Annotated in this window: 18 protein-coding genes; 9 read left to right on the top strand and 9 right to left on the bottom strand. The window is 57.5% G+C overall.

What is annotated here, in order from left to right; translation table 11 throughout:
- Positions 1-174 precede the first annotated feature (174 nt).
- From lptG to rsmA, 5 genes are all read left to right on the top strand, one after another.
- Positions 175-1275, top strand: coding sequence for an LPS export ABC transporter permease LptG (gene lptG / locus AC2TCY_RS14185; RefSeq protein WP_480848252.1), 1101 nt, complete (start codon positions 175-177; stop codon positions 1273-1275).
- Positions 1275-3440 carry an LPS-assembly protein LptD gene (locus tag AC2TCY_RS14190; protein WP_480848253.1) on the top strand — a complete coding sequence of 722 codons (2166 nt, stop codon included), beginning with the start codon at positions 1275-1277 and terminating at the stop codon, positions 3438-3440. Before lptG ends, AC2TCY_RS14190 begins: the two co-directional genes overlap by 1 nt.
- Positions 3431-4684 carry a peptidylprolyl isomerase gene (locus tag AC2TCY_RS14195; RefSeq protein ID WP_480848255.1) on the top strand — a complete coding sequence of 418 codons (1254 nt, stop codon included), beginning with the start codon at positions 3431-3433 and terminating at the stop codon, positions 4682-4684. The genes AC2TCY_RS14190 and AC2TCY_RS14195 overlap by 10 nt, the downstream gene beginning before the upstream one ends.
- Positions 4681-5646 (top strand): 4-hydroxythreonine-4-phosphate dehydrogenase PdxA, encoded by a 966-nt coding sequence (gene pdxA / locus AC2TCY_RS14200; protein WP_480848257.1) that lies wholly within the window; start codon positions 4681-4683, stop codon positions 5644-5646. Before AC2TCY_RS14195 ends, pdxA begins: the two co-directional genes overlap by 4 nt.
- An 84-nt stretch (positions 5647-5730) precedes the next feature.
- Complete coding sequence (gene rsmA, locus AC2TCY_RS14205) at positions 5731-6573, top strand: 16S rRNA (adenine(1518)-N(6)/adenine(1519)-N(6))-dimethyltransferase RsmA (protein ID WP_480848259.1); 843 nt, start codon at positions 5731-5733, stop codon at positions 6571-6573.
- Positions 6574-6643: 70 nt separating this feature from the next.
- On the opposite strand, the gene AC2TCY_RS14210 is transcribed toward rsmA, so the two are convergent.
- From AC2TCY_RS14210 to prfA, 3 genes are all read right to left on the bottom strand, one after another.
- Complete coding sequence (locus tag AC2TCY_RS14210; protein ID WP_480848260.1) at positions 6644-7225, bottom strand: DUF4167 domain-containing protein; 582 nt, start codon at positions 7223-7225, stop codon at positions 6644-6646.
- 240 nt (positions 7226-7465) lie between these two features.
- Positions 7466-8311: a peptide chain release factor N(5)-glutamine methyltransferase gene (gene prmC / locus AC2TCY_RS14215; RefSeq protein ID WP_480848262.1), complete on the bottom strand. Its 846-nt coding sequence runs from the start codon at positions 8309-8311 to the stop codon at positions 7466-7468.
- Positions 8308-9363, bottom strand: a complete 1056-nt coding sequence (gene prfA, locus AC2TCY_RS14220) for a peptide chain release factor 1 (RefSeq protein ID WP_480848292.1) — start codon at positions 9361-9363, stop codon at positions 8308-8310. The genes prmC and prfA overlap by 4 nt, the downstream gene beginning before the upstream one ends.
- A gap of 63 nt (positions 9364-9426) precedes the next feature.
- Between prfA and AC2TCY_RS14225 the strand changes: the two genes are divergently transcribed.
- Positions 9427-9705, top strand: a complete 279-nt coding sequence (locus AC2TCY_RS14225) for a hypothetical protein (protein WP_480848264.1) — start codon at positions 9427-9429, stop codon at positions 9703-9705.
- 406 nt (positions 9706-10111) lie between these two features.
- Here AC2TCY_RS14225 and AC2TCY_RS14230 read toward each other — a convergent pair whose 3' ends face one another.
- The 4 genes from AC2TCY_RS14230 to AC2TCY_RS14245 form a co-directional block, all read right to left on the bottom strand.
- The gene (locus AC2TCY_RS14230; protein ID WP_480848265.1) at positions 10112-10516 is read right to left on the bottom strand and encodes a DUF1499 domain-containing protein; all 405 of its coding nucleotides are present in this window, start codon (positions 10514-10516) and stop codon (positions 10112-10114) included.
- Positions 10517-10579: 63 nt separating this feature from the next.
- Complete coding sequence (speB, locus tag AC2TCY_RS14235; RefSeq protein ID WP_480848267.1) at positions 10580-11527, bottom strand: agmatinase; 948 nt, start codon at positions 11525-11527, stop codon at positions 10580-10582.
- 84 nt (positions 11528-11611) lie between these two features.
- Positions 11612-12574, bottom strand: coding sequence for an agmatinase (gene speB / locus AC2TCY_RS14240; protein WP_480848268.1), 963 nt, complete (start codon positions 12572-12574; stop codon positions 11612-11614).
- Between the two features lie 53 nt (positions 12575-12627).
- Positions 12628-13791 (bottom strand): M20 aminoacylase family protein, encoded by a 1164-nt coding sequence (locus AC2TCY_RS14245; protein WP_480848270.1) that lies wholly within the window; start codon positions 13789-13791, stop codon positions 12628-12630.
- Between the two features lie 66 nt (positions 13792-13857).
- Here AC2TCY_RS14245 and mazG point away from each other — a divergent pair, with 66 nt between their 5' ends.
- The 3 genes from mazG to AC2TCY_RS14260 all read left to right on the top strand — a co-directional run bounded on the left by mazG (position 13858) and on the right by AC2TCY_RS14260 (position 16166).
- Positions 13858-14715 (top strand): nucleoside triphosphate pyrophosphohydrolase, encoded by an 858-nt coding sequence (gene mazG, locus AC2TCY_RS14250; protein WP_480848271.1) that lies wholly within the window; start codon positions 13858-13860, stop codon positions 14713-14715.
- Between the two features lie 63 nt (positions 14716-14778).
- Positions 14779-15720, top strand: coding sequence for a nucleoside hydrolase (locus tag AC2TCY_RS14255; protein ID WP_480848273.1), 942 nt, complete (start codon positions 14779-14781; stop codon positions 15718-15720).
- Complete coding sequence (locus AC2TCY_RS14260) at positions 15717-16166, top strand: N-acetyltransferase family protein (RefSeq protein WP_480848275.1); 450 nt, start codon at positions 15717-15719, stop codon at positions 16164-16166. Before AC2TCY_RS14255 ends, AC2TCY_RS14260 begins: the two co-directional genes overlap by 4 nt.
- On the opposite strand, the gene AC2TCY_RS14265 is transcribed toward AC2TCY_RS14260, so the two are convergent.
- Together AC2TCY_RS14265 and AC2TCY_RS14270 are read right to left on the bottom strand one after the other, a co-directional pair.
- A complete protein-coding gene (locus AC2TCY_RS14265; protein ID WP_480848276.1) occupies positions 16163-16330 on the bottom strand; it encodes a hypothetical protein in 168 nt (55 codons plus the stop codon). The two genes, AC2TCY_RS14260 and AC2TCY_RS14265, sit on opposite strands and share 4 nt — an antisense overlap.
- 168 nt (positions 16331-16498) lie before the next feature.
- Positions 16499-16912, bottom strand: coding sequence for a GNAT family N-acetyltransferase (locus AC2TCY_RS14270; protein WP_480848278.1), 414 nt, complete (start codon positions 16910-16912; stop codon positions 16499-16501).
- Positions 16913-17129 lie beyond the last annotated feature (217 nt).

Below are 17129 nucleotides of genomic sequence, written 5' to 3' on the forward strand. Positions count from 1 at the left end.
GCCGCAGTTGACCAGATAGCAGTTTTCCCCGCACCGCAATTACATTAAGGTCGCCCGAAAACAACGGCAGGTATCAGGGGGCAGTGAAGTGACAAAATTCGGCAAGCATAAGCCAGCATGCCGCGGCACGGCACGAGTGATTCCCGATCACAAGCGAAGACCGAGGGTGCCTGCGTGATCCTCGACCGTTACTTTGCCCGCCGTTTTATTCAGAGCTTTGTTGTCATCGGCGGCATTTTTCTAACACTGATGATGCTGATCGACCTGATCGAGCAGGCCAGGCGCTTCGAGGAAGCCAACTTGTCGTTTGGTCAGTTGATGCGACTGACTTTACTCAACACGCCAGCGGCCATCAGCGAGATGCTGCCGCTGCTGATGATCCTGTCCACAATAGCGCTGTTTGTCGGCCTTGCGCGCAGCTCGGAATTGGTGGTCACGCGCGCCATCGGCCGGTCCGGCATACGCGCCCTTGCCGCTCCGGTCGCGCTGGCGCTGTTGATTGGCACACTGACCGTGGCACTTCTCAACCCGTTTGCCGCCGCCACGTCCGAGGAGTACCAGCGACTGTCGGACAGTTTTCGCAACAACGGAAGCTCAACCCTGTCCATCAGCCGTGAGGGCTTGTGGCTAAGACAGGGCTCGGCCGCGGGACAGTCGGTCATCCATGCTTTGGGCACCCTGAACGGTGACAAGTTCGGCCTGCGCGACGTGACAATCACTACGTTTTCATCTGACGGCAAACCGATCGAGCAGATCATCGCTGACCGCGCTCAATTGGAAAACGGACATTGGGCCTTGAGTCAGGCTAAAGTCTGGACCTTGCAGAATGATCTGAACCCTGAAACGAACGCTATTTTGCACGAGACCCTGAACCTGCCGACCACGCTGACACGCGACCGGATCATCGACACTTTGGGCCAACAGGATTCCGTATCCGTCTACGACCTGCCTCAATTGATTCGGGATCTGCGCGAGGCAGGTTTCTCCACAAAACAATATGAAGTCTGGCTTCAAGTGCAGTTGGCGCGCCCCTTCTTTCTCGTTTCGATGGTGCTGATCGGAGCTGCTTTCACCATGCGCCACGTTCGGTTTGGCGGAACCGGGGTTGCGGTTCTAACTGCGGTTCTGTTGGGCTTTGCGATCTATTTCGTCCGCAATTTTGCGCAGATTCTAGGAGAAAACGGCCAATTGCCAATAATCGTATCTGCCTGGGCCCCACCCTTTGCCGCTGTTCTGCTATCCTTAGGCTTATTGCTTCATGCGGAGGATGGCTGATGCGGCCGATCCTCAAGCTTCTCTTGTCCAGCACATTGTTTCTTTCGCTTCCCATGGCAGGGATGGCGCAGTCCACGGCTGACACCTCAAACCAGGATCAGTCGACGGCGGAACAGGAAGAACCCGCTCTGCTGGTCGCGGACAAGGTCTTTATCACCGCCGACCGTAAGCTGGTGGCCGAGGGCAATGTCGAAGCGTTTCAAGGCGATATTAAGCTGACCGCTCAAAAAGTGATTTATGATCGGGATACCGGAGAGCTGTCCCTGACAGGTCCCATTCGCATTGATCAGGGTGGTCAATCCACGCTTTTGGCCGATACCGCGCAACTGGACAGTGGTTTTCAGAACGGCCTGCTGACCGGGGCACGAATGGTGTTTGATCAGCAACTGCAAATAGCTTCAGTTCAAGCCAACCGCGCTGCCGGCCGGTATACGCAGTTCAGTAAGGTCGCGGCCACCTCGTGTCACGTTTGCGCAAATGGCCGACCGCCGCTGTGGCAAATCCGGGCGCGAAAGGTGACCCATGATCAAGTCGAACAACAATTGTATTTCGAAAATGCGCAGTTCCGCATTCTTGACGTACCCGTTTTCTACTTCCCTGCCCTGCGTTTGCCGGACCCGACATTGGAACGAGCAACTGGGTTCCTGGTGCCGTCAATTCGCACGACGTCGCAACTGGGAACAGGTGTGCAGGTTCCCTATTTCTTCAAATTGGGCGACCACAAGGATCTGACCCTGACACCGTACGTGTCGCCCAAAACCCGTACGCTGGGCTATCGTTATCGACAGGCGTTCAAAAACGGTCGCATTCAGTTCGAAGGTGCTTTTACACGCGACGATCTTCGGCTGGATGAGAACAGGGGATACTTTTTCGCCGATGGTTGGTTCAATCTGAAGAATGACTACCGATTGACTTTCAATATCGAGACCACGTCAGACGACGCCTATCTTGCGGACTACGGCTTGCCCGACTACGACCGGCTGCGCAGCGAGATCGCGCTGGAACGGATCAAACGCGACACGGCCTTCAAAACCGGGTTTATCCACTATGAAACCCTCCGCGACAGTGAGCAGCAGGACGAAATTCCGTCGCGCGTGTTTGACCTGAACTATCGAAAACGCTATTTCCCGACAGGCCTGGGCGGTGAAGTTCAGATGGCCTTCATCGGACACGCTCACGAACGCACCAGCGATCAAGACGTTATAGGCCGCGATGTTGCGCGGGCAACGTTTGATGCCGAATGGCTGCGCAGCTGGACATTTGCTACAGGGCTTCGGGCCGACGCGCAGATCGGGACTTCGGTCGATACGTTTGATATCCGGAATGACAGCGCATACCCCAATACCATCACCCGATCCACTCCACGCGCTGCTCTGACCTTGCGCTATCCTCTGCTGCGCCGGGAAGCATCGGGCGCAACACAGATTCTGGAACCGATTGCGCAGGTTGGCTGGACTCATGTGTCAGACACGGACGTTCCAAATGACGAGAGTACATTTCAGGAATTCGATCACGGCAACCTGCTGTCTCTGTCACGCTTTCCCGCCGAAGATCGGCGTGAAGACGGAACCACTGCGGTATTTGGCGTAAATTGGTCACGGTTCGACACCTCAGGCTGGCGCGCGCAGGCCACCATTGGGCAGGTATTTCGAACGACTGCGGACCCTGACTTCACACTGACATCGGGATTGCAGGGCACCGCGTCTGACATTTTGCTGGCCGGTCAATTGGACAATGGCAAAGGCCTTACACTGGCTGGGCGCGGGTTGCTGGACGACGATTTCAGCTTTAGCAAAGCCGAAGTCCGAACCGCCTGGACCAAAGACGACACCCGGCTGACCGGCAGCTATGTCTGGCAGGAGCCCGACCCTGCGGAAAACCCCGGTGATGAAATCTCGGAGGTCAGGCTTACCGGACGTCACCGTATCGATCAGAACTGGTTGACCACTGCCTTTGCACGTTATGATCTGGCCGAATCCGAACCCATCCGGTTTGGCGTGGGTGTCACTTACACTAATGAATGCGTGCAGGTTAACATGTCCGTAAGACGGCGCTTTACCTCAACATCAAGTATTGAGCCTTCGACGGAAATCGGCTTTACCGTTGCCCTGACGGGGTATTCCGTCGAAAGCGGTGGTAAGAAGTATAAAAAGTCATGCAGCTGATCTCAGGTTTCACTAAGTTAATCCGTTCTGGCTGGTTCAAGCCGGTCATACCGACGCTGGCTGCTGCTTTGATAGCTGTGGTCCCACCGCAGGCTAATGGTCAAAGCCTGTTTTCGCCGGCCATCCGGGTCAATCAGGATATCGTTACCTGGTACGAGCTTCAGCAACGTCAGCAGTTCTTGGAAATTCTCGGGGTTCCCGGCAGTTCAGAGGCCGAGGTTCGTCAGGCCCTGATAGATGATCGTCTACGTAAGCAAGCCATGCGAGAAGCGGGCATTCAGGCCGCCCCCGAAGACGTGCAGACTGGCATCGACGAATTTGCCGCTCGCGGTCAGCTGAGCACCGAACAGTTTTTGCAGTTGCTCAGCGAAGCCGGCGTCGATCCGGAAACCGTCCGCGACTTCGTTGCCGATCAGATGTCCTGGCGGGATTACGTATCGGCGCGCTTCATTTCCCAAGCGCGCCCGAGCCAGGAAGAGGTCAACCGCGCTCTGGGCCAGGGTGGCGGAGGCGGATTGCAGGTTCTGTTGTCCGAACTTATCATTCCGGTCACCCAACAAACACTTGCCCAAGCGGACGCTCTGGCCGCAGAGATCGCGAAGCTGGACAGCCAGGAGGCGTTTTCGTCCGCGGCAGCGCAATACTCAGCGGCCGCCACACGCGACAATGGAGGTCGTCTGGACTGGCTGCCGATCACCAATCTACCGCCCGCGCTGCAGCCGGTCATACTGGGGCTGAAGAATGGCGAAATCACTGAACCTCTGACTTTGCCCAATGCGGTGGCGCTGTTCCAGATGCGCGGCTTGCGTGAGGTTTCCACTGGCGCGCCGCGTTATTCCAAGATCGATTATGCGATGTACTACTTACCCGGTGGACGCAGCGCCGAAACACTGTCGTCAGCAGCCCGGCTGCAAGAAGAAATCGATACCTGCGACGATCTCTATGGCGTTGCAAAAGACCAACCGCCCGAGGTGCTGGACCGCGTCTCAGCGGCGCCATCTGAGATTCCGCGCGATGTCGCATTGGAGCTGGCAAAGCTAGACCCGAATGAAGTCTCAACCGCTCTGACACGCAACAATGGGCAAACACTTGTGTTCCTGATGATGTGCAACCGCACACGCGACCTTGGTGAAGACACCACCCGCGTGGACGTTGCTAACGCTTTGACCCAGCAACGGCTGCAGGCCTTAGCTGAAAGCCTGCTGGAACAGCTCAGGGCCGACGCAATAATCATCGAGCAATGACAAACCCGATCGCGCTCAGCTGCGGTGACCCCGCTGGTGTAGGACCGGAAATTGCAGCAAAAGCGTGGAACGCTTTGCGCGACACATGCCCTTTCGTCTACCTCGGGGACGCGTCTCATCTGCCCAAGGGCACCCCGGTTGCCGAGTTGACGGACCTCTCTCAGGCGCAGGCCGCAAGCGGCACGGCCCTGCCGGTTCTGTCTATGGATTTCCCTGCCCCCAATGTTCCGGGGCAACCAGACCCGCGTAACGCATCCTCGGTTATTGCGGCCATTGAACACGGTGTCAGACTGGTACAGTCCGGCGCGGCTTCCGCACTGTGCACCGCGCCAATTCACAAGAAAGCGCTGATCGACGGAGCGGGCTTTGCCTATCCTGGTCATACCGAGTTTCTGGCCGCCCTTGCCGGGCGCAATCGTGTCGTCATGATGTTGGCAAGCGACCAATTGCGCGTGGTACCAGCTACGATCCATATTCCCTTGTCGCAGGTACCCACAGCGCTGACGCCTGAGCTTTTGCGCGAAACCATTGATATTACCGCCGACGGGCTGCGTACCCAATTTGGAATTGCCCAGCCACGTATCGCTGTTGCCGGCCTCAATCCTCATGCTGGCGAAGGTGGGAAAATGGGGACGGAGGAGCTGGATTGGATCGCGTCCCTGCTAGCTGATCTTAACCCGCGCGGCTACTCGGTCACTGGTCCGCACCCTGCGGATACGATGTTTCATGCCGCCGCCCGCGCCCGGTACGATGCCGCCATCGCGATGTATCACGACCAAGCCCTTATTCCGATCAAAACGCTGGACTTCGACCGCGGCGTGAACGTGACGCTGGGGCTGCCCTTCATCCGCACTTCACCCGATCACGGCACCGCGCTGGACATAGCAGGTCAGGGTATCGCCACACCGACCAGTTTGATCGAGGCCTTGAAGATGGCGCAAAAGATGGCACAATCCCGCTGATGGGTCATCTTGCTGAAAACACGCCGGCCAGAGGCAGTATACCTCAGGGGCCCGCAGTCCAAATCGCGCCACGGTAATTTGACCATGAGTTCAATCGACACCCTCCCCCCCCTACGCGAAGTCATCGCCACGCATCAGCTGTCGGCCCGAAAATCGCTGGGCCAGAATTTTCTGCTCGACCTCAACCTGACCGCCAAGATCGCCCGGCAGGCTGGCGACCTTACCGCCTGTGATGTGCTGGAGATCGGACCGGGTCCAGGTGGCTTGACGCGCGGCCTTCTTTCCGAGGGCGCGCGCAAGGTGGTTGCCGTCGAAAAGGATACGCGTTGTATTGCTGCCCTGAATGACATTGCCGCCGCCTATCCCGACCGGCTGGAAGTCATCAATGGCGACGCACTGGAGATCGATCCGCTGGCGCACCTTACGCCGCCTATTCGAGTTGCCGCCAACTTGCCCTACAACGTGGGTACAGAACTGCTGGTCCGCTGGCTGACCCCACCCGAATGGCCGCCCTTCTGGCAAAGCCTCACCCTGATGTTTCAACGGGAAGTAGCTGAACGCATAACGGCCCAGCCGGGCAGCAAAGCCTATGGTCGCCTCGCTATCCTTGCCCAGTGGCGGGCCGATGCGCACATCGCCATGTCGCTACCCCCTGGGGCCTTTACACCGCCGCCCAAGGTCTCCAGCGCTGTGGTTCACCTGACCGCCCAACCCGAACCGCGTTATCCGGCCGACGCCGCGACCCTGTCGCGTGTCGTCGCCGCAGCCTTCAACCAGCGTCGAAAAATGCTGCGCGCTTCGTTGAGAGGCGTGGCTCCGGATATCGAAGATCGCCTGACCGCCGCCGGGATCAAACCCACCGAACGCGCCGAACAGGTTCCGATTGAGGCGTTCTGTGCGCTGGCCCGCGAGATCCGCAGGCCCTGACATCAAACAACAAAAAAACCCCGGCAACCTAGCCAGGGTTTTTAATCAGTACTGTTCCGAGAAAGTCCGGTTACTCCGCGGCCTCGGGAGCATCACCGTCATCCGCAGCCGGTTCCGGTGCAGGTTTGGGCTTGCGGGCACGCGGTTTGCGCGCCGGTTTTTCTTTGCGCTCCGGCGCCTCGGTACCTGCGGCAGGCGCTTCGCCTTTACTTTCCGGAGTCTCGACCAGGCCAGACTCGGGCGCAGCAGCCTCGGGGGTGAAGTCCATCACATCCGGTTGCGGTGCTTCAGCCGGGTCCGATTGACGCGCCGCTTCGCGTTCCTGGCGTTCGGCGCGTTCGCGGTCACGCTCGGCCTGGCGCTCGCGGTTCTGGCGCTCCTGCTCTTCGCGGCGCGCTTCCATCTCGCGCTGCGCTTCGCTTAACATGCGCAGATAATGCTCGGCGTGTTGCTGAAAGTTTTCGGCGGCCACACGGTCATTGGACAGCTGAGCGTCACGCGCCAACTGATTGTACTTGTCAATGATCTGCTGCGGTGTGCCGCGCACTTTGCCCTCAGGGCCCGAGCTGTCAAAAACCCGGTTTACGACGTTGCCGCCAGAAGGACGATTGCGGTTGTTCTTGGCCCGCGAGCGGGATTTGGAGGATCTCATCTTACTTTACGTCAGCCTTGTCATTCGCTGTCGATCAACCCGTACCTTACGCTGCTCAGTGGCTTGTGCCGTAACGTATTGTCGACTTTTTTGGGCTTGGCGTCAGGGGTGCGCTGAAACAGCGTCAACCTCGCCGACTAATCCTGAGTAAACATGTCCTGCCCGCGCAGACAAGGGGTTTCTCGGAAAATTCGCAGCTTTTTTACTTTCACCGGCGTTTTTTAGCCGCAATAACGCATTTTACCCCGGCATTTTGGCGCCGATAACGCGGTCGCGGCCATCCAGATCGGGGATCACGCGGATATTTGATAAGCCCGCTGCATCGAACAAAGCAGAGACATCTGCGGCCTGTTTCGGCCCGATCTCCACCAATATTCGCCCCCCTGGTGCCAGAAAATCTGGTGCGGAAGCCGCGATATGGCGATAAGCGCCCAGCCCGTCACCTTCATCTGTCAGAGCCAGACGCGGTTCATGCTCGCGAACTTCTGGGGACAGCTCATCCATTTCGGACAGCGAGATATACGGCGGATTTGAAACAATCAGATCAAATTGCCCCTCAATGTTCTCGAACCAGTTTGACTGGAGAACTTCAATCCGATTCTGCACCTGATGCTGTACCGCATTGGCGCTGGCTTGCAGGCACGCAGCCTCGCTAAGATCAACACCTACGCCGGAAGCACTGGATCGTTCTGCTAAAAGAGTGATCAGAATACAGCCTGACCCTACGCCCAAATCCAGTACATGATCGAAAGGCTGGCTAAGTGCCGCCTCAATCAGCGCCTCGGTTTCCGGTCGCGGGTCCAGTACATCGCCGCTGACCCGAAACCGACGGCCATAAAACTCCCGTTCGCCCAACAGATGTGAAACCGGTACCCTGATAGCGCGCAGCGAGACCAACTGGTCATAGCGCTCGGCGATATCCAAAGGCAGTTCTTCAGGGGCAATCAGGGTTACGCGGCTAGCTTCAACGCGGGCGGCATGAGCCAACAACAGACGCGCGTCGCGTGCCGGATCCGGCACGCCTGCCGCACGTAAGCGCGCGGTGGCCGCAACCATTGCTTGTGCCGCTGTTTGTGCGCCGGTCATTGCGCCATCTCAGCCAACAGGCGCGCCTGATCGTCGGCAGTCAATGCATCAATCACCTCGTCAAGATCGCCCTGCATCACCTGATCCAGCTTATAGAGCGTCAGGTTGATACGGTGATCGGTCATGCGCCCTTGCGGGAAATTGTAAGTTCTGATCCGCTCCGAACGGTCGCCCGACCCCACCTGGCTGGCCCGGTCCGCCGAGCGTTCACTGTCGATCCGCTGGCGTTCCAGATCGTAAAGACGCGTCTTCAGCACCTGCATGGCAATCTCGCGGTTGCGATGCTGAGATTTTTCAGAGCTGGTTACCACGATGCCGCTGGGCAAGTGCGTGATCCGCACGGCCGAGTCGGTCGTGTTTACATGCTGCCCACCCGCGCCCGAGCTGCGCATTGTATCGATGCGTAGGTCATTGGCGTCAATTTGGATGTCTACATCTTCGGCCTCGGGCAGAACTGCAACCGTGGCCGCCGAGGTGTGAATCCGCCCGCCGCTCTCGGTTTCAGGCACGCGCTGCACGCGGTGTACGCCAGATTCGTATTTCATCCGGGCAAAGACATTGTCCCCTTTGATATGGGCGACAACCTCTTTGATTCCGCCCAGATCGGACGCCTGTTCTTCAATGATCTCAATTTGCCAACCGCGCGCCTCGGCGTATCGCTGGTACATCCGCAACAGGTCGCCGGCGAACAGCGCCGCCTCGTCGCCGCCGGTGCCCGGCCGGATTTCCAGCATTGCTGGACGCGCGTCCGCCGCGTCTTTGGGCAACAACGCCAGTTGCAGCGCATGCTCAGCTTCCGGGATGCTGGTTTTAAGACCGGCAAGTTCTTCTTCGGCCAGTTCCTTCATATCTGGGTCGGCCAACATCGCCTCTGCCTCGGCCAGATCAGCCACGAGTTGACGCCAAGCCATGATTTGATCGACGACAGGCTTGAGATCAGAGTATTCCTTAGCCAATGCCGCGATGTCCCCGCCCGAGGCGCCGTCAGCCATGGCAGCTTCGAGGTATTGGAATCGCTGGGTTATCTGTTCAAGGCGTTCTTCTGGGATCATTCGGGCGGTGTCTATCATCCCGAGGCTTTGGTCAAGGGCCAGGCTTGTGCTAAGCTTATATGCATGAAACGGATTGTACTTGCTCTCGCCCTTTGCGCCACTCCTGCAATGGCCGACGTCGTAGGCCCTGGTGGCAAGGTTCAAGATTGCTATTGTACCGACAAATCAGGCACCCGCGTCGAGCTGGGCGAGATGATTTGTCTACAGGTCGATGGCAGGATGTTTATGGCGCAATGCCAGATGTCGCTGAACGTGCCGATGTGGCGTGAGGTGCAGGAAGGGTGTTTGTCGTCAGGATTGCAGCAGAACTCCGAACCAAAGAACGGGTTTGCAAACTTGTGAGAATTGGGTTTTCTGACCCTCAAAGGTCACGCCAGCGGCTAAGTTTCTTCCTTCTACAATCCCTGCCAATAAATGCTTAAAACTGGCCTCCCGCCAATACGCTGCCGCCAGAATATTCAAATATTAGTGGCCGCAGGTTGTGGGTTCCCGGCCTCCACCCATTCAGATATTTGAGAACGATCTGAATCGTTGGGAACGTCAACGTGCGGCATGCGATACTTACGGCCACGGAATGGTACCACTGCGGCCTTGGTTCGAAACCCAATTTTCTTAATTACCTAATTGAAGCGGGCACTTTCGCAGTTTTCCATATGCCGGCACGCCTCAACTCTTCAACCGCGCATGGAAACTTTCTTTCGTATTCGCTCATGACACCGATATTGAGACGCTGAGTAGCATTCTCAAATCATTTCAGGTTACTTAGCCACTCATCAACCCGCGCCTTATTTACCCCGAAATCCCTGCGCCCAAAGCGCAACCTTGCATGAATGCGCAGCCTGTCCCCGTCCTGCTGCACTGTCGTATAATCAGGAAATCCCGCCACGAGTGAGCGCGTGACGTAAGTCACCATCCCCTCCTCTGCCGAACCGGCCAGTACCCGGGTCCGAGGCGTCTCGCGCGCAATCGCGTCCAGACGCGCCAAACCGTCCGGGCCGGTTTCGATCACGCGGATCACGCCGCCTGCCATATCCCGATCCGCCTCGCCAATTGGGCTGGCATGCCAAAGTCCAGGATCGGACGGTGCCAGACGGACATAGGCGCCAGCCACTACCACCGCCCCCACAAACAGCAAAAGCACCATCTTCTTCATCCCGATCCTGTCCTTTCAGCGGACCCTATCCCGAAGCACAAGCAGCACAACCCAGTCGGGTGCCTACCGTTGCGTCACCCCGGGCAGGATGCACAGCAATTCGAACAACAGGTTCGCTGCAGTTAACGCTGTGTTGCCGGAAGGATCGTAGGGCGGAGAAACCTCAACCAGATCGTAACCCACAACGTTCATCCCCTGCAGCGCGTGTATCAATTGTAGTGCCTGCGGCGTAGTGAGCCCGCCAATTTCGGGCGTACCGGTTCCGGGTGCGTAAGCCGGATCCAAACTGTCGATGTCATAGGTGATATAGACCGGATGATCCTCCACCGTCTTGCGGATTTGCGAGCCGATCTCGGTCAGGTTTTGCTGCCACAGCTCCCATGCGGGAAACTGGCGGAAACCCCAGCCTTGGGCCTCAGTAAAATCACTGGCGGCGTAGCCCGAACCGCGAATGCCGATCTGAAAAGTCTTGTCAGGAACGATCAGCCCTTCCTCATAAGCCCGGCGAAAGACTGTGCCGTGGGTCTCACGCTCGCCAAACATCTCGTCATTGACGTCGGCATGAGCGTCCACGTGGACCAGCGCCACCGGACCATGCTTGGCGGCAATCGCGCGTAGAATAGGCAGAGTGATCGAATGGTCCCCACCCATCGCGACCGGGATCACGTTCTGCGCCAGAATGCCGTCATAGCTTTCCTTGATGATCTTCAGACTGTCCGGCAGCGAAAACGTGTTGATCGCCAAATCGCCGATATCGGCGATTTGCAAACTGTCAAAGGGCGCGGCGAAAGTGGCCATATTGTAGGGCCTGATCATCGCGCTTTCGCTGCGGATCTGTTTCGGTCCGAACCGCGTGCCCGACCGCCACGAAGTTCCGATATCCATCGGAATTCCCAGAACCGCCACATCCAACCCCTCCAGCGAAGACGCCTGAGGCAGCCGCATGAAGGTGTTCGGCCCTGAAAACCGCGCAAGATCATTACCGCTGATCGGTTGGTTGAAGTCTATCATGCGTGTTGTTCTCCCATCCGGCCATTCATGGAAACAAATACCGGAAGTTTGGCTAACCAAGAGTTAACGCCCCAGACAAAACTCTTAAGTCAGCTTGTCCCACCCGAGCAGACAGATGATCTGAGTCGCCACATGCGCCCCTGCAATCGCTGTTGCACCCGAGGTATCAAACGGTGGCGAAACCTCGACCACGTCCCCACCCTTGATGTTTATCCCAGCGATGTCGCGCAAGATGATCTGGGTCTGAATCGAGGTCAGCCCGCCCCATACAGGTGTGCCGGTACCCGGTGCAAAAGCCGGATCTAGACCGTCAATGTCAAAGCTCAGATAAACCGGGCTGTCGCCCAGGATGCTCTTGATCTTTTGCGCCACGGCGGCCGGACCGGACTCGTACACTTCTCGTGCGTCGATGATATTAACACCCAGAGTGTCCTCGTTACTCGTGCGTATTCCCACCTGGACTGAACGCTTCGGCTCCACAAGCCCCAGCTTCACCGCCTTATAGAACATGGTGCCGTGATCCACGCGGGACATGTCATCGTCGGCCCACGTGTCCGTATGCGCATCGAATTGCAGCAGAGACATCGGCCCGTATTTCTCGGCGTAGGCCTTCAGGATCGGAAAACTGATATAGTGATCCCCGCCCAGCGTGACCGAGGCCACATCAGCCGCCAGAATGGTACGGATGTGCTCGGTCAGCGTGTCAGGAAAAGCCGGGATGTTGGCATAGTCATAAGCCATGTCGCCATAATCGATGATCGCCAACTCGCTCAGTGCATCGAAAGGCCAGCCATAGGGCGCATCCGGCGATTGCAGGGCGCTGGCCTCGCGGATCGCGCGCGGTCCCAAGCGTGTGCCGGGACGGTTGGTCACTGACTGATCAAAGGGCACACCGGTCACCGCAATGTCGACGCCCTTCAGTTCTTTCGTGTACAGCCGGCGCAGAAACGATGTCGCTCCGCCAAATGTATTCTCAAACGACAACCCCTTGAGGTCCGGGTTGGTGAACGCCTCGTCCACCTGAGTTTTTGCATCTTCCAATGCCATTTCGGGTTATCTTCCTCCCAAAGTTCCCGACGGGTCGGCGACGCGCGCTAACGTCAAGCCACAGGCAGCGCCTTTTCCACGATTCTCGCGAAAAAGGATGCACCCACCGGCGCGATTTCGTCGTTGAAGTTGTATTTCGGGTGGTGCAGGCCCGCGCCTTCACCCTGCCCGAGAAACAGATAGGCACCGGGCCGTTCCTGAAGCATGTAGGAAAAATCCTCGGCCCCCATTTCGCGACCCATATTGCCATTAACGCGCTCAGCCCCCGAGACCTCGCGCGCAACATCGGCGGCGAAAGCGGCCTTGTCGGCATCGTTGATGGTGGCGGGATAGCTCACATCATAATCCAAACGCGCCGTGACACCATATGAGGTCGCCTGCCCCTGCACGATCTGCTCCATCCGCTCCATCACCATTTTCTGGACGTTGGGATCGAAGGTGCGCACCGTACCGTTGATAAAGGCCGTATCGGGGATCACGTTGTTCACTGTACCTGTGTGAATCTGCGTCACAGACACCACCAGATCATCTAAAGCGTAGTGATTGCGGCTGACGATCGTCTGGATTGCCTGCGCGATACCGCAGGCTGCCATGACCGGATCACGGGTTTCGTGCGGCATGGCCCCATGCCCGCCAACCCCCTGAATGTGCACTTCGAACGTGTCGACGGCCGCCATGATCGGACCCGGCGTTGTGTAGAACGAGCCCTCGTCAAATCCGGGGGCATTGTGCAGCGCATAGACCTGAGAGATACCGAAGCGATCCATGATGCCCTCTTCGACCATCACTCCGGCTCCACCGCCTTCCTCTTCGGCGGGTTGAAAGATCAAAGCAACCCGGCCGCTGAAATTCCGCGTCTCGGCCAGATAACGTGCCGCGCCCAACAACATTGTTGTGTGACCGTCATGACCGCAGGCATGCATATTGCCCGTTTTTTTCGAGGCATAATCAACACCGGTCTCTTCTGGAATCGGTAACGCATCCATGTCCGCACGCAAACCGATCGTTGCCCCCTCGCCCTGCCCATTGATGATTGCGACGATTCCGGTTTTAGCGATGCCCTCGTGCAATTCATCCACACCGAACTCGCGCAGGCGTTCCGCCACAAATGCTGCAGTCTCAAAGCAATCAAACTCCAGTTCGGGGATCGAATGCAGGTGCTGACGCCATTTGGTCATGTCAGCGGCATAACCAGCAATACGGTTGACGACGGGCATCTGGGGTGGACTCCTGATCCAAGCTGCGAGATGGATGCATCTGACACCGGAATAAGGGGCTTCGCAATGGCTGAAAATCCGCTGATCCATGACTCGGACGCCGGGATCGAGCGTTTACTGGAAATCATGCGCCGTCTGCGCGATCCGAAATCAGGATGTCCATGGGATGTCGAACAGGATTTCGGTACCATCGCCCCCTACACAATCGAAGAAGCCTATGAGGTCGCAGACGCCATCGAACGGAAGGCCTGGGACGAACTGAAGGGCGAATTGGGCGACTTGCTGTTCCAGTCCGTGTTTCACGCTCAGATGGCCGAGGAAGCCGGACATTTCGCCTTTCAGGACGTGGTGCGCACCATGTCAGACAAGATGGTGGCCCGTCATCCGCATGTCTTCGGGGACGAATCCCGCGATAAATCCGCCGAGCAACAGACGCTGGACTGGGAGACCATCAAGGCCGCCGAACGTGCCGGCAAGGAGCAAAAAGGCGCGCTGGACGGTGTTGCTGCCAACCTGCCCGCCCTGCTGCGCGCCCACAAACTGCAGAAACGTGCCGCCCGTGTTGGGTTCGACTGGCCCGATGCCAGCCACGTGCTTGCCAAGATCACCGAAGAAGCCGCTGAACTGGAAGAGGCACGCGACAGCAAAGACGCGGACGCGCTTGAGGATGAATTCGGCGACCTGCTGTTCGTGATAGTCAATCTGGGTCGACATCTGGGCGTCGAACCCGAGGCTGCCCTACGCCGTACGAACGCCAAATTCACCCGCCGCTTTGAACAGGTCGAGGCGCGGTTGGCAGCGTGTGGAAAAACCCCCTCTGGCAGTACATTGGAAGAAATGGACTCCCTATGGGATGAAGTGAAGATCGAGGAGCATCGGGCCAACGGCAAACTCCCGCCTGTGGATGCTGCAACCGACGCCTAAAACCACTGGACAACGCGGGCGGCACTTGTCAGTGTCCGCCCTTCGATACTCCAGAGGGCAGCCATGGCACCGCGCAAGATCATCATCGACACCGACCCCGGCCAGGACGACGCCGTCGCCATTCTGCTGGCACTAGCCAGCCCGGAAGAGATCGAAGTACTGGGTATCACCGCTGTCGCTGGCAATGTGCCGTTGGAGTTGACTGCCAAGAACGCATGTATTGTCTGCGAACTGGCCGGGCACAGCCACATACCTGTCTATGCCGGGTGCGACCGACCGCTTAACCGCCCATTGGTGACGGCGGAACATGTGCATGGAAAAACCGGTCTGGACGGCCCTGAGCTTCCAGATCCCGAAATGGAACTGACCGAAGGCCACGGCGTTGATTTCATCATCGACACACTGCGCGCGCACGAACCTGGAACGGTGACGCTCTGCCCATTGGGCCCTCTGACCAATATCGCAACGGCGTTTCAAAAGGCGCCCAATGTCATTGACCGGGTACAGGAAATCGTACTGATGGGCGGGGCGTATTTCGAGGTCGGAAATATCACGCCAGCGGCAGAATTCAACATTTACGTCGACCCGGAAGCCGCTGAAGTCGTGTTCAAATCCGGCGTTCACATTGTGGTTATGCCGCTGGACGTCACGCATGATGCGCTGGTCACGAAGCAACGCAACAATGCCTTCCGCGCACTAGGTACCAAAGTTGGTCATGCGGTAGCCGAGATGACCGACTTTTTCGAACGGTTCGACATGGAAAAGTACGGGTCCGAGGGTGCGCCGCTACATGACCCTTGTGTGACTGCCTATTTGATCCAGCCTGAACTGTTCAAAGGACGGCATATCAACGTACAAATCGAGACGCAGTCTGAGCTGACCATGGGAATGACTGTCGCGGATTGGTGGCGCGTCACCGATCACCCTCCAAATGCGATGTTCATGGGCGAAGTTGATGCGGATGGCTTTTTCGCGCTGTTGACTGAACGACTGGCGAAGCTATGAGTGCCGCTCTCCGCCTTGCCCGTCCCGAAGATCTGGACCGCCTCATGGCTCTGGTCGCTGCTTTCCATACTGAGACAGGCATCCAGCAGGATGCCGATCAACGGCGTGAGGCTCTTCTGCCCCTACTCGAAGGCATCCCCCACGGGTGTGTTTATCTGATCGGGCCAGGTCGGGCACCGCTGGGATACATCATCCTGACTTTTGGCTGGTCGGTAGAATTCGGAGGCATGGACGGGTTCGTGGACGAGATATACATCCGCCCAGCCGTGCGAGGACGCGGCATTGCAACCGAAGTACTGCACGAACTCCCCAAAGCTCTTGCCGAAGCGGGGCTGACTGCCCTGCATCTTGAGGTCGACCGCACCAATGAGGCGGCGCAAAAACTGTACTTACGTGCGGGTTTCAGACCCCGCGAGCGTTACATGCTGATGAGCAGGACGCTTTAGCGGGATTCCCCGCGGAAAATCAGATCCGGATTGTACATCTCCTTGACCGGGTCATCCTGAGACACTTCCATCCCTGTGATTGGATAGGTGCCCGGGCCCGCGCAAGCGGCCAGGAAACTGACGGAGAGTACTGAAATCGCCAGAAGGAATTTTGATACAGACATTGTAGCCCCCCTTACTGCAATGCCATCAGTATAGGCCACGACGCTTACCCTACGTTAGGTACAAGTTCACACATAACGATGTTTGTGCCAGCCCAGTGCCCAAAATTGCGCTGCCAATGGACAATAAAACAGGGTAATTATGAATAAAAAACGGTAGTTAGCGACTTCTCAGCATTTATCAGGGCGCAGCGCCATTTCAAAGAAGATCAGTTGCTCCTTGGCAATCTCAGGGATATCGGAATAGGCGTTGCGCAACTCAAAGCCCAACGAAAGGTATAATCGAGTCGCTGCCTCCTGGTGTTTGCCCGTATCCATTCGGATATAGTCATATCCGTCATTTCGGCACTTTTCGATCAGCGACTGCATAAGTGCGCATCCGGCCCCGGTGCCACGCGCTTCTTCATTGACATAGACCCGTTTTATTTCAGCGACACCCCTATCTATCGTATGAAACATGCCGCACCCCACAGCCTGCCCGTCCAGCATGGCCAGCTGCGTGCGCCCGTTTGGAGGGGTATGTTCCGCTTCGACGGCCTCCATCAGATGGGCGTATTTGTCATAGGGATAGAGCACCTCGGCCATCCGCCTTGGCTTCCCACTAAACGACAGCAAATAGTCACGATATTCCCAACACAAACGCCGAACCGCATCAAAGTGGTCCGGCGTTTGTGGTTCAATTATATTCAGCAAAGCGCAATCCCCGGATGAAAACCGAGGATCAGCTTAGCATCACAATCGTCAGGTGCGAAGGATCGAGCGTCCTGCGTATTCGGCGACTTCTCCCAGGCTCTCTTCGATG

The sequence above is a fragment of the Ruegeria sp. HKCCD7181 genome, from assembly GCF_057221055.1.

Bases quoted from the DNA above. Each gene is read 5' to 3' on its own strand.
- speB (WP_480848268.1), bottom strand. From the start codon at position 12,574: ATGGCATTGGAAGATGCAAAAACTCAGGTGGACGAGGCGTTCACCAAC.
- AC2TCY_RS14195 (WP_480848255.1), top strand. From the start codon at position 3,431: ATGCAGCTGATCTCAGGTTTCACTAAGTTAATCCGTTCTGGCTGGTTC.
- rsmA (WP_480848259.1), top strand. From the start codon at position 5,731: ATGAGTTCAATCGACACCCTCCCCCCCCTACGCGAAGTCATCGCCACG.
- AC2TCY_RS14255 (WP_480848273.1), top strand. From the start codon at position 14,779: ATGGCACCGCGCAAGATCATCATCGACACCGACCCCGGCCAGGACGAC.
- pdxA (WP_480848257.1), top strand. From the start codon at position 4,681: ATGACAAACCCGATCGCGCTCAGCTGCGGTGACCCCGCTGGTGTAGGA.
- prmC (WP_480848262.1), bottom strand. From the start codon at position 8,311: ATGACCGGCGCACAAACAGCGGCACAAGCAATGGTTGCGGCCACCGCG.
- AC2TCY_RS14270 (WP_480848278.1), bottom strand. From the start codon at position 16,912: ATGGCCGAGGTGCTCTATCCCTATGACAAATACGCCCATCTGATGGAG.
- AC2TCY_RS14230 (WP_480848265.1), bottom strand. From the start codon at position 10,516: ATGAAGAAGATGGTGCTTTTGCTGTTTGTGGGGGCGGTGGTAGTGGCT.
- AC2TCY_RS14190 (WP_480848253.1), top strand. From the start codon at position 1,275: ATGCGGCCGATCCTCAAGCTTCTCTTGTCCAGCACATTGTTTCTTTCG.
- AC2TCY_RS14260 (WP_480848275.1), top strand. From the start codon at position 15,717: ATGAGTGCCGCTCTCCGCCTTGCCCGTCCCGAAGATCTGGACCGCCTC.
- speB (WP_480848267.1), bottom strand. From the start codon at position 11,527: ATGATAGACTTCAACCAACCGATCAGCGGTAATGATCTTGCGCGGTTT.
- AC2TCY_RS14225 (WP_480848264.1), top strand. From the start codon at position 9,427: ATGAAACGGATTGTACTTGCTCTCGCCCTTTGCGCCACTCCTGCAATG.
- mazG (WP_480848271.1), top strand. From the start codon at position 13,858: ATGGCTGAAAATCCGCTGATCCATGACTCGGACGCCGGGATCGAGCGT.
- AC2TCY_RS14265 (WP_480848276.1), bottom strand. From the start codon at position 16,330: ATGTCTGTATCAAAATTCCTTCTGGCGATTTCAGTACTCTCCGTCAGT.
- prfA (WP_480848292.1), bottom strand. From the start codon at position 9,363: ATGATCCCAGAAGAACGCCTTGAACAGATAACCCAGCGATTCCAATAC.
- AC2TCY_RS14210 (WP_480848260.1), bottom strand. From the start codon at position 7,225: ATGAGATCCTCCAAATCCCGCTCGCGGGCCAAGAACAACCGCAATCGT.
- AC2TCY_RS14245 (WP_480848270.1), bottom strand. From the start codon at position 13,791: ATGCCCGTCGTCAACCGTATTGCTGGTTATGCCGCTGACATGACCAAA.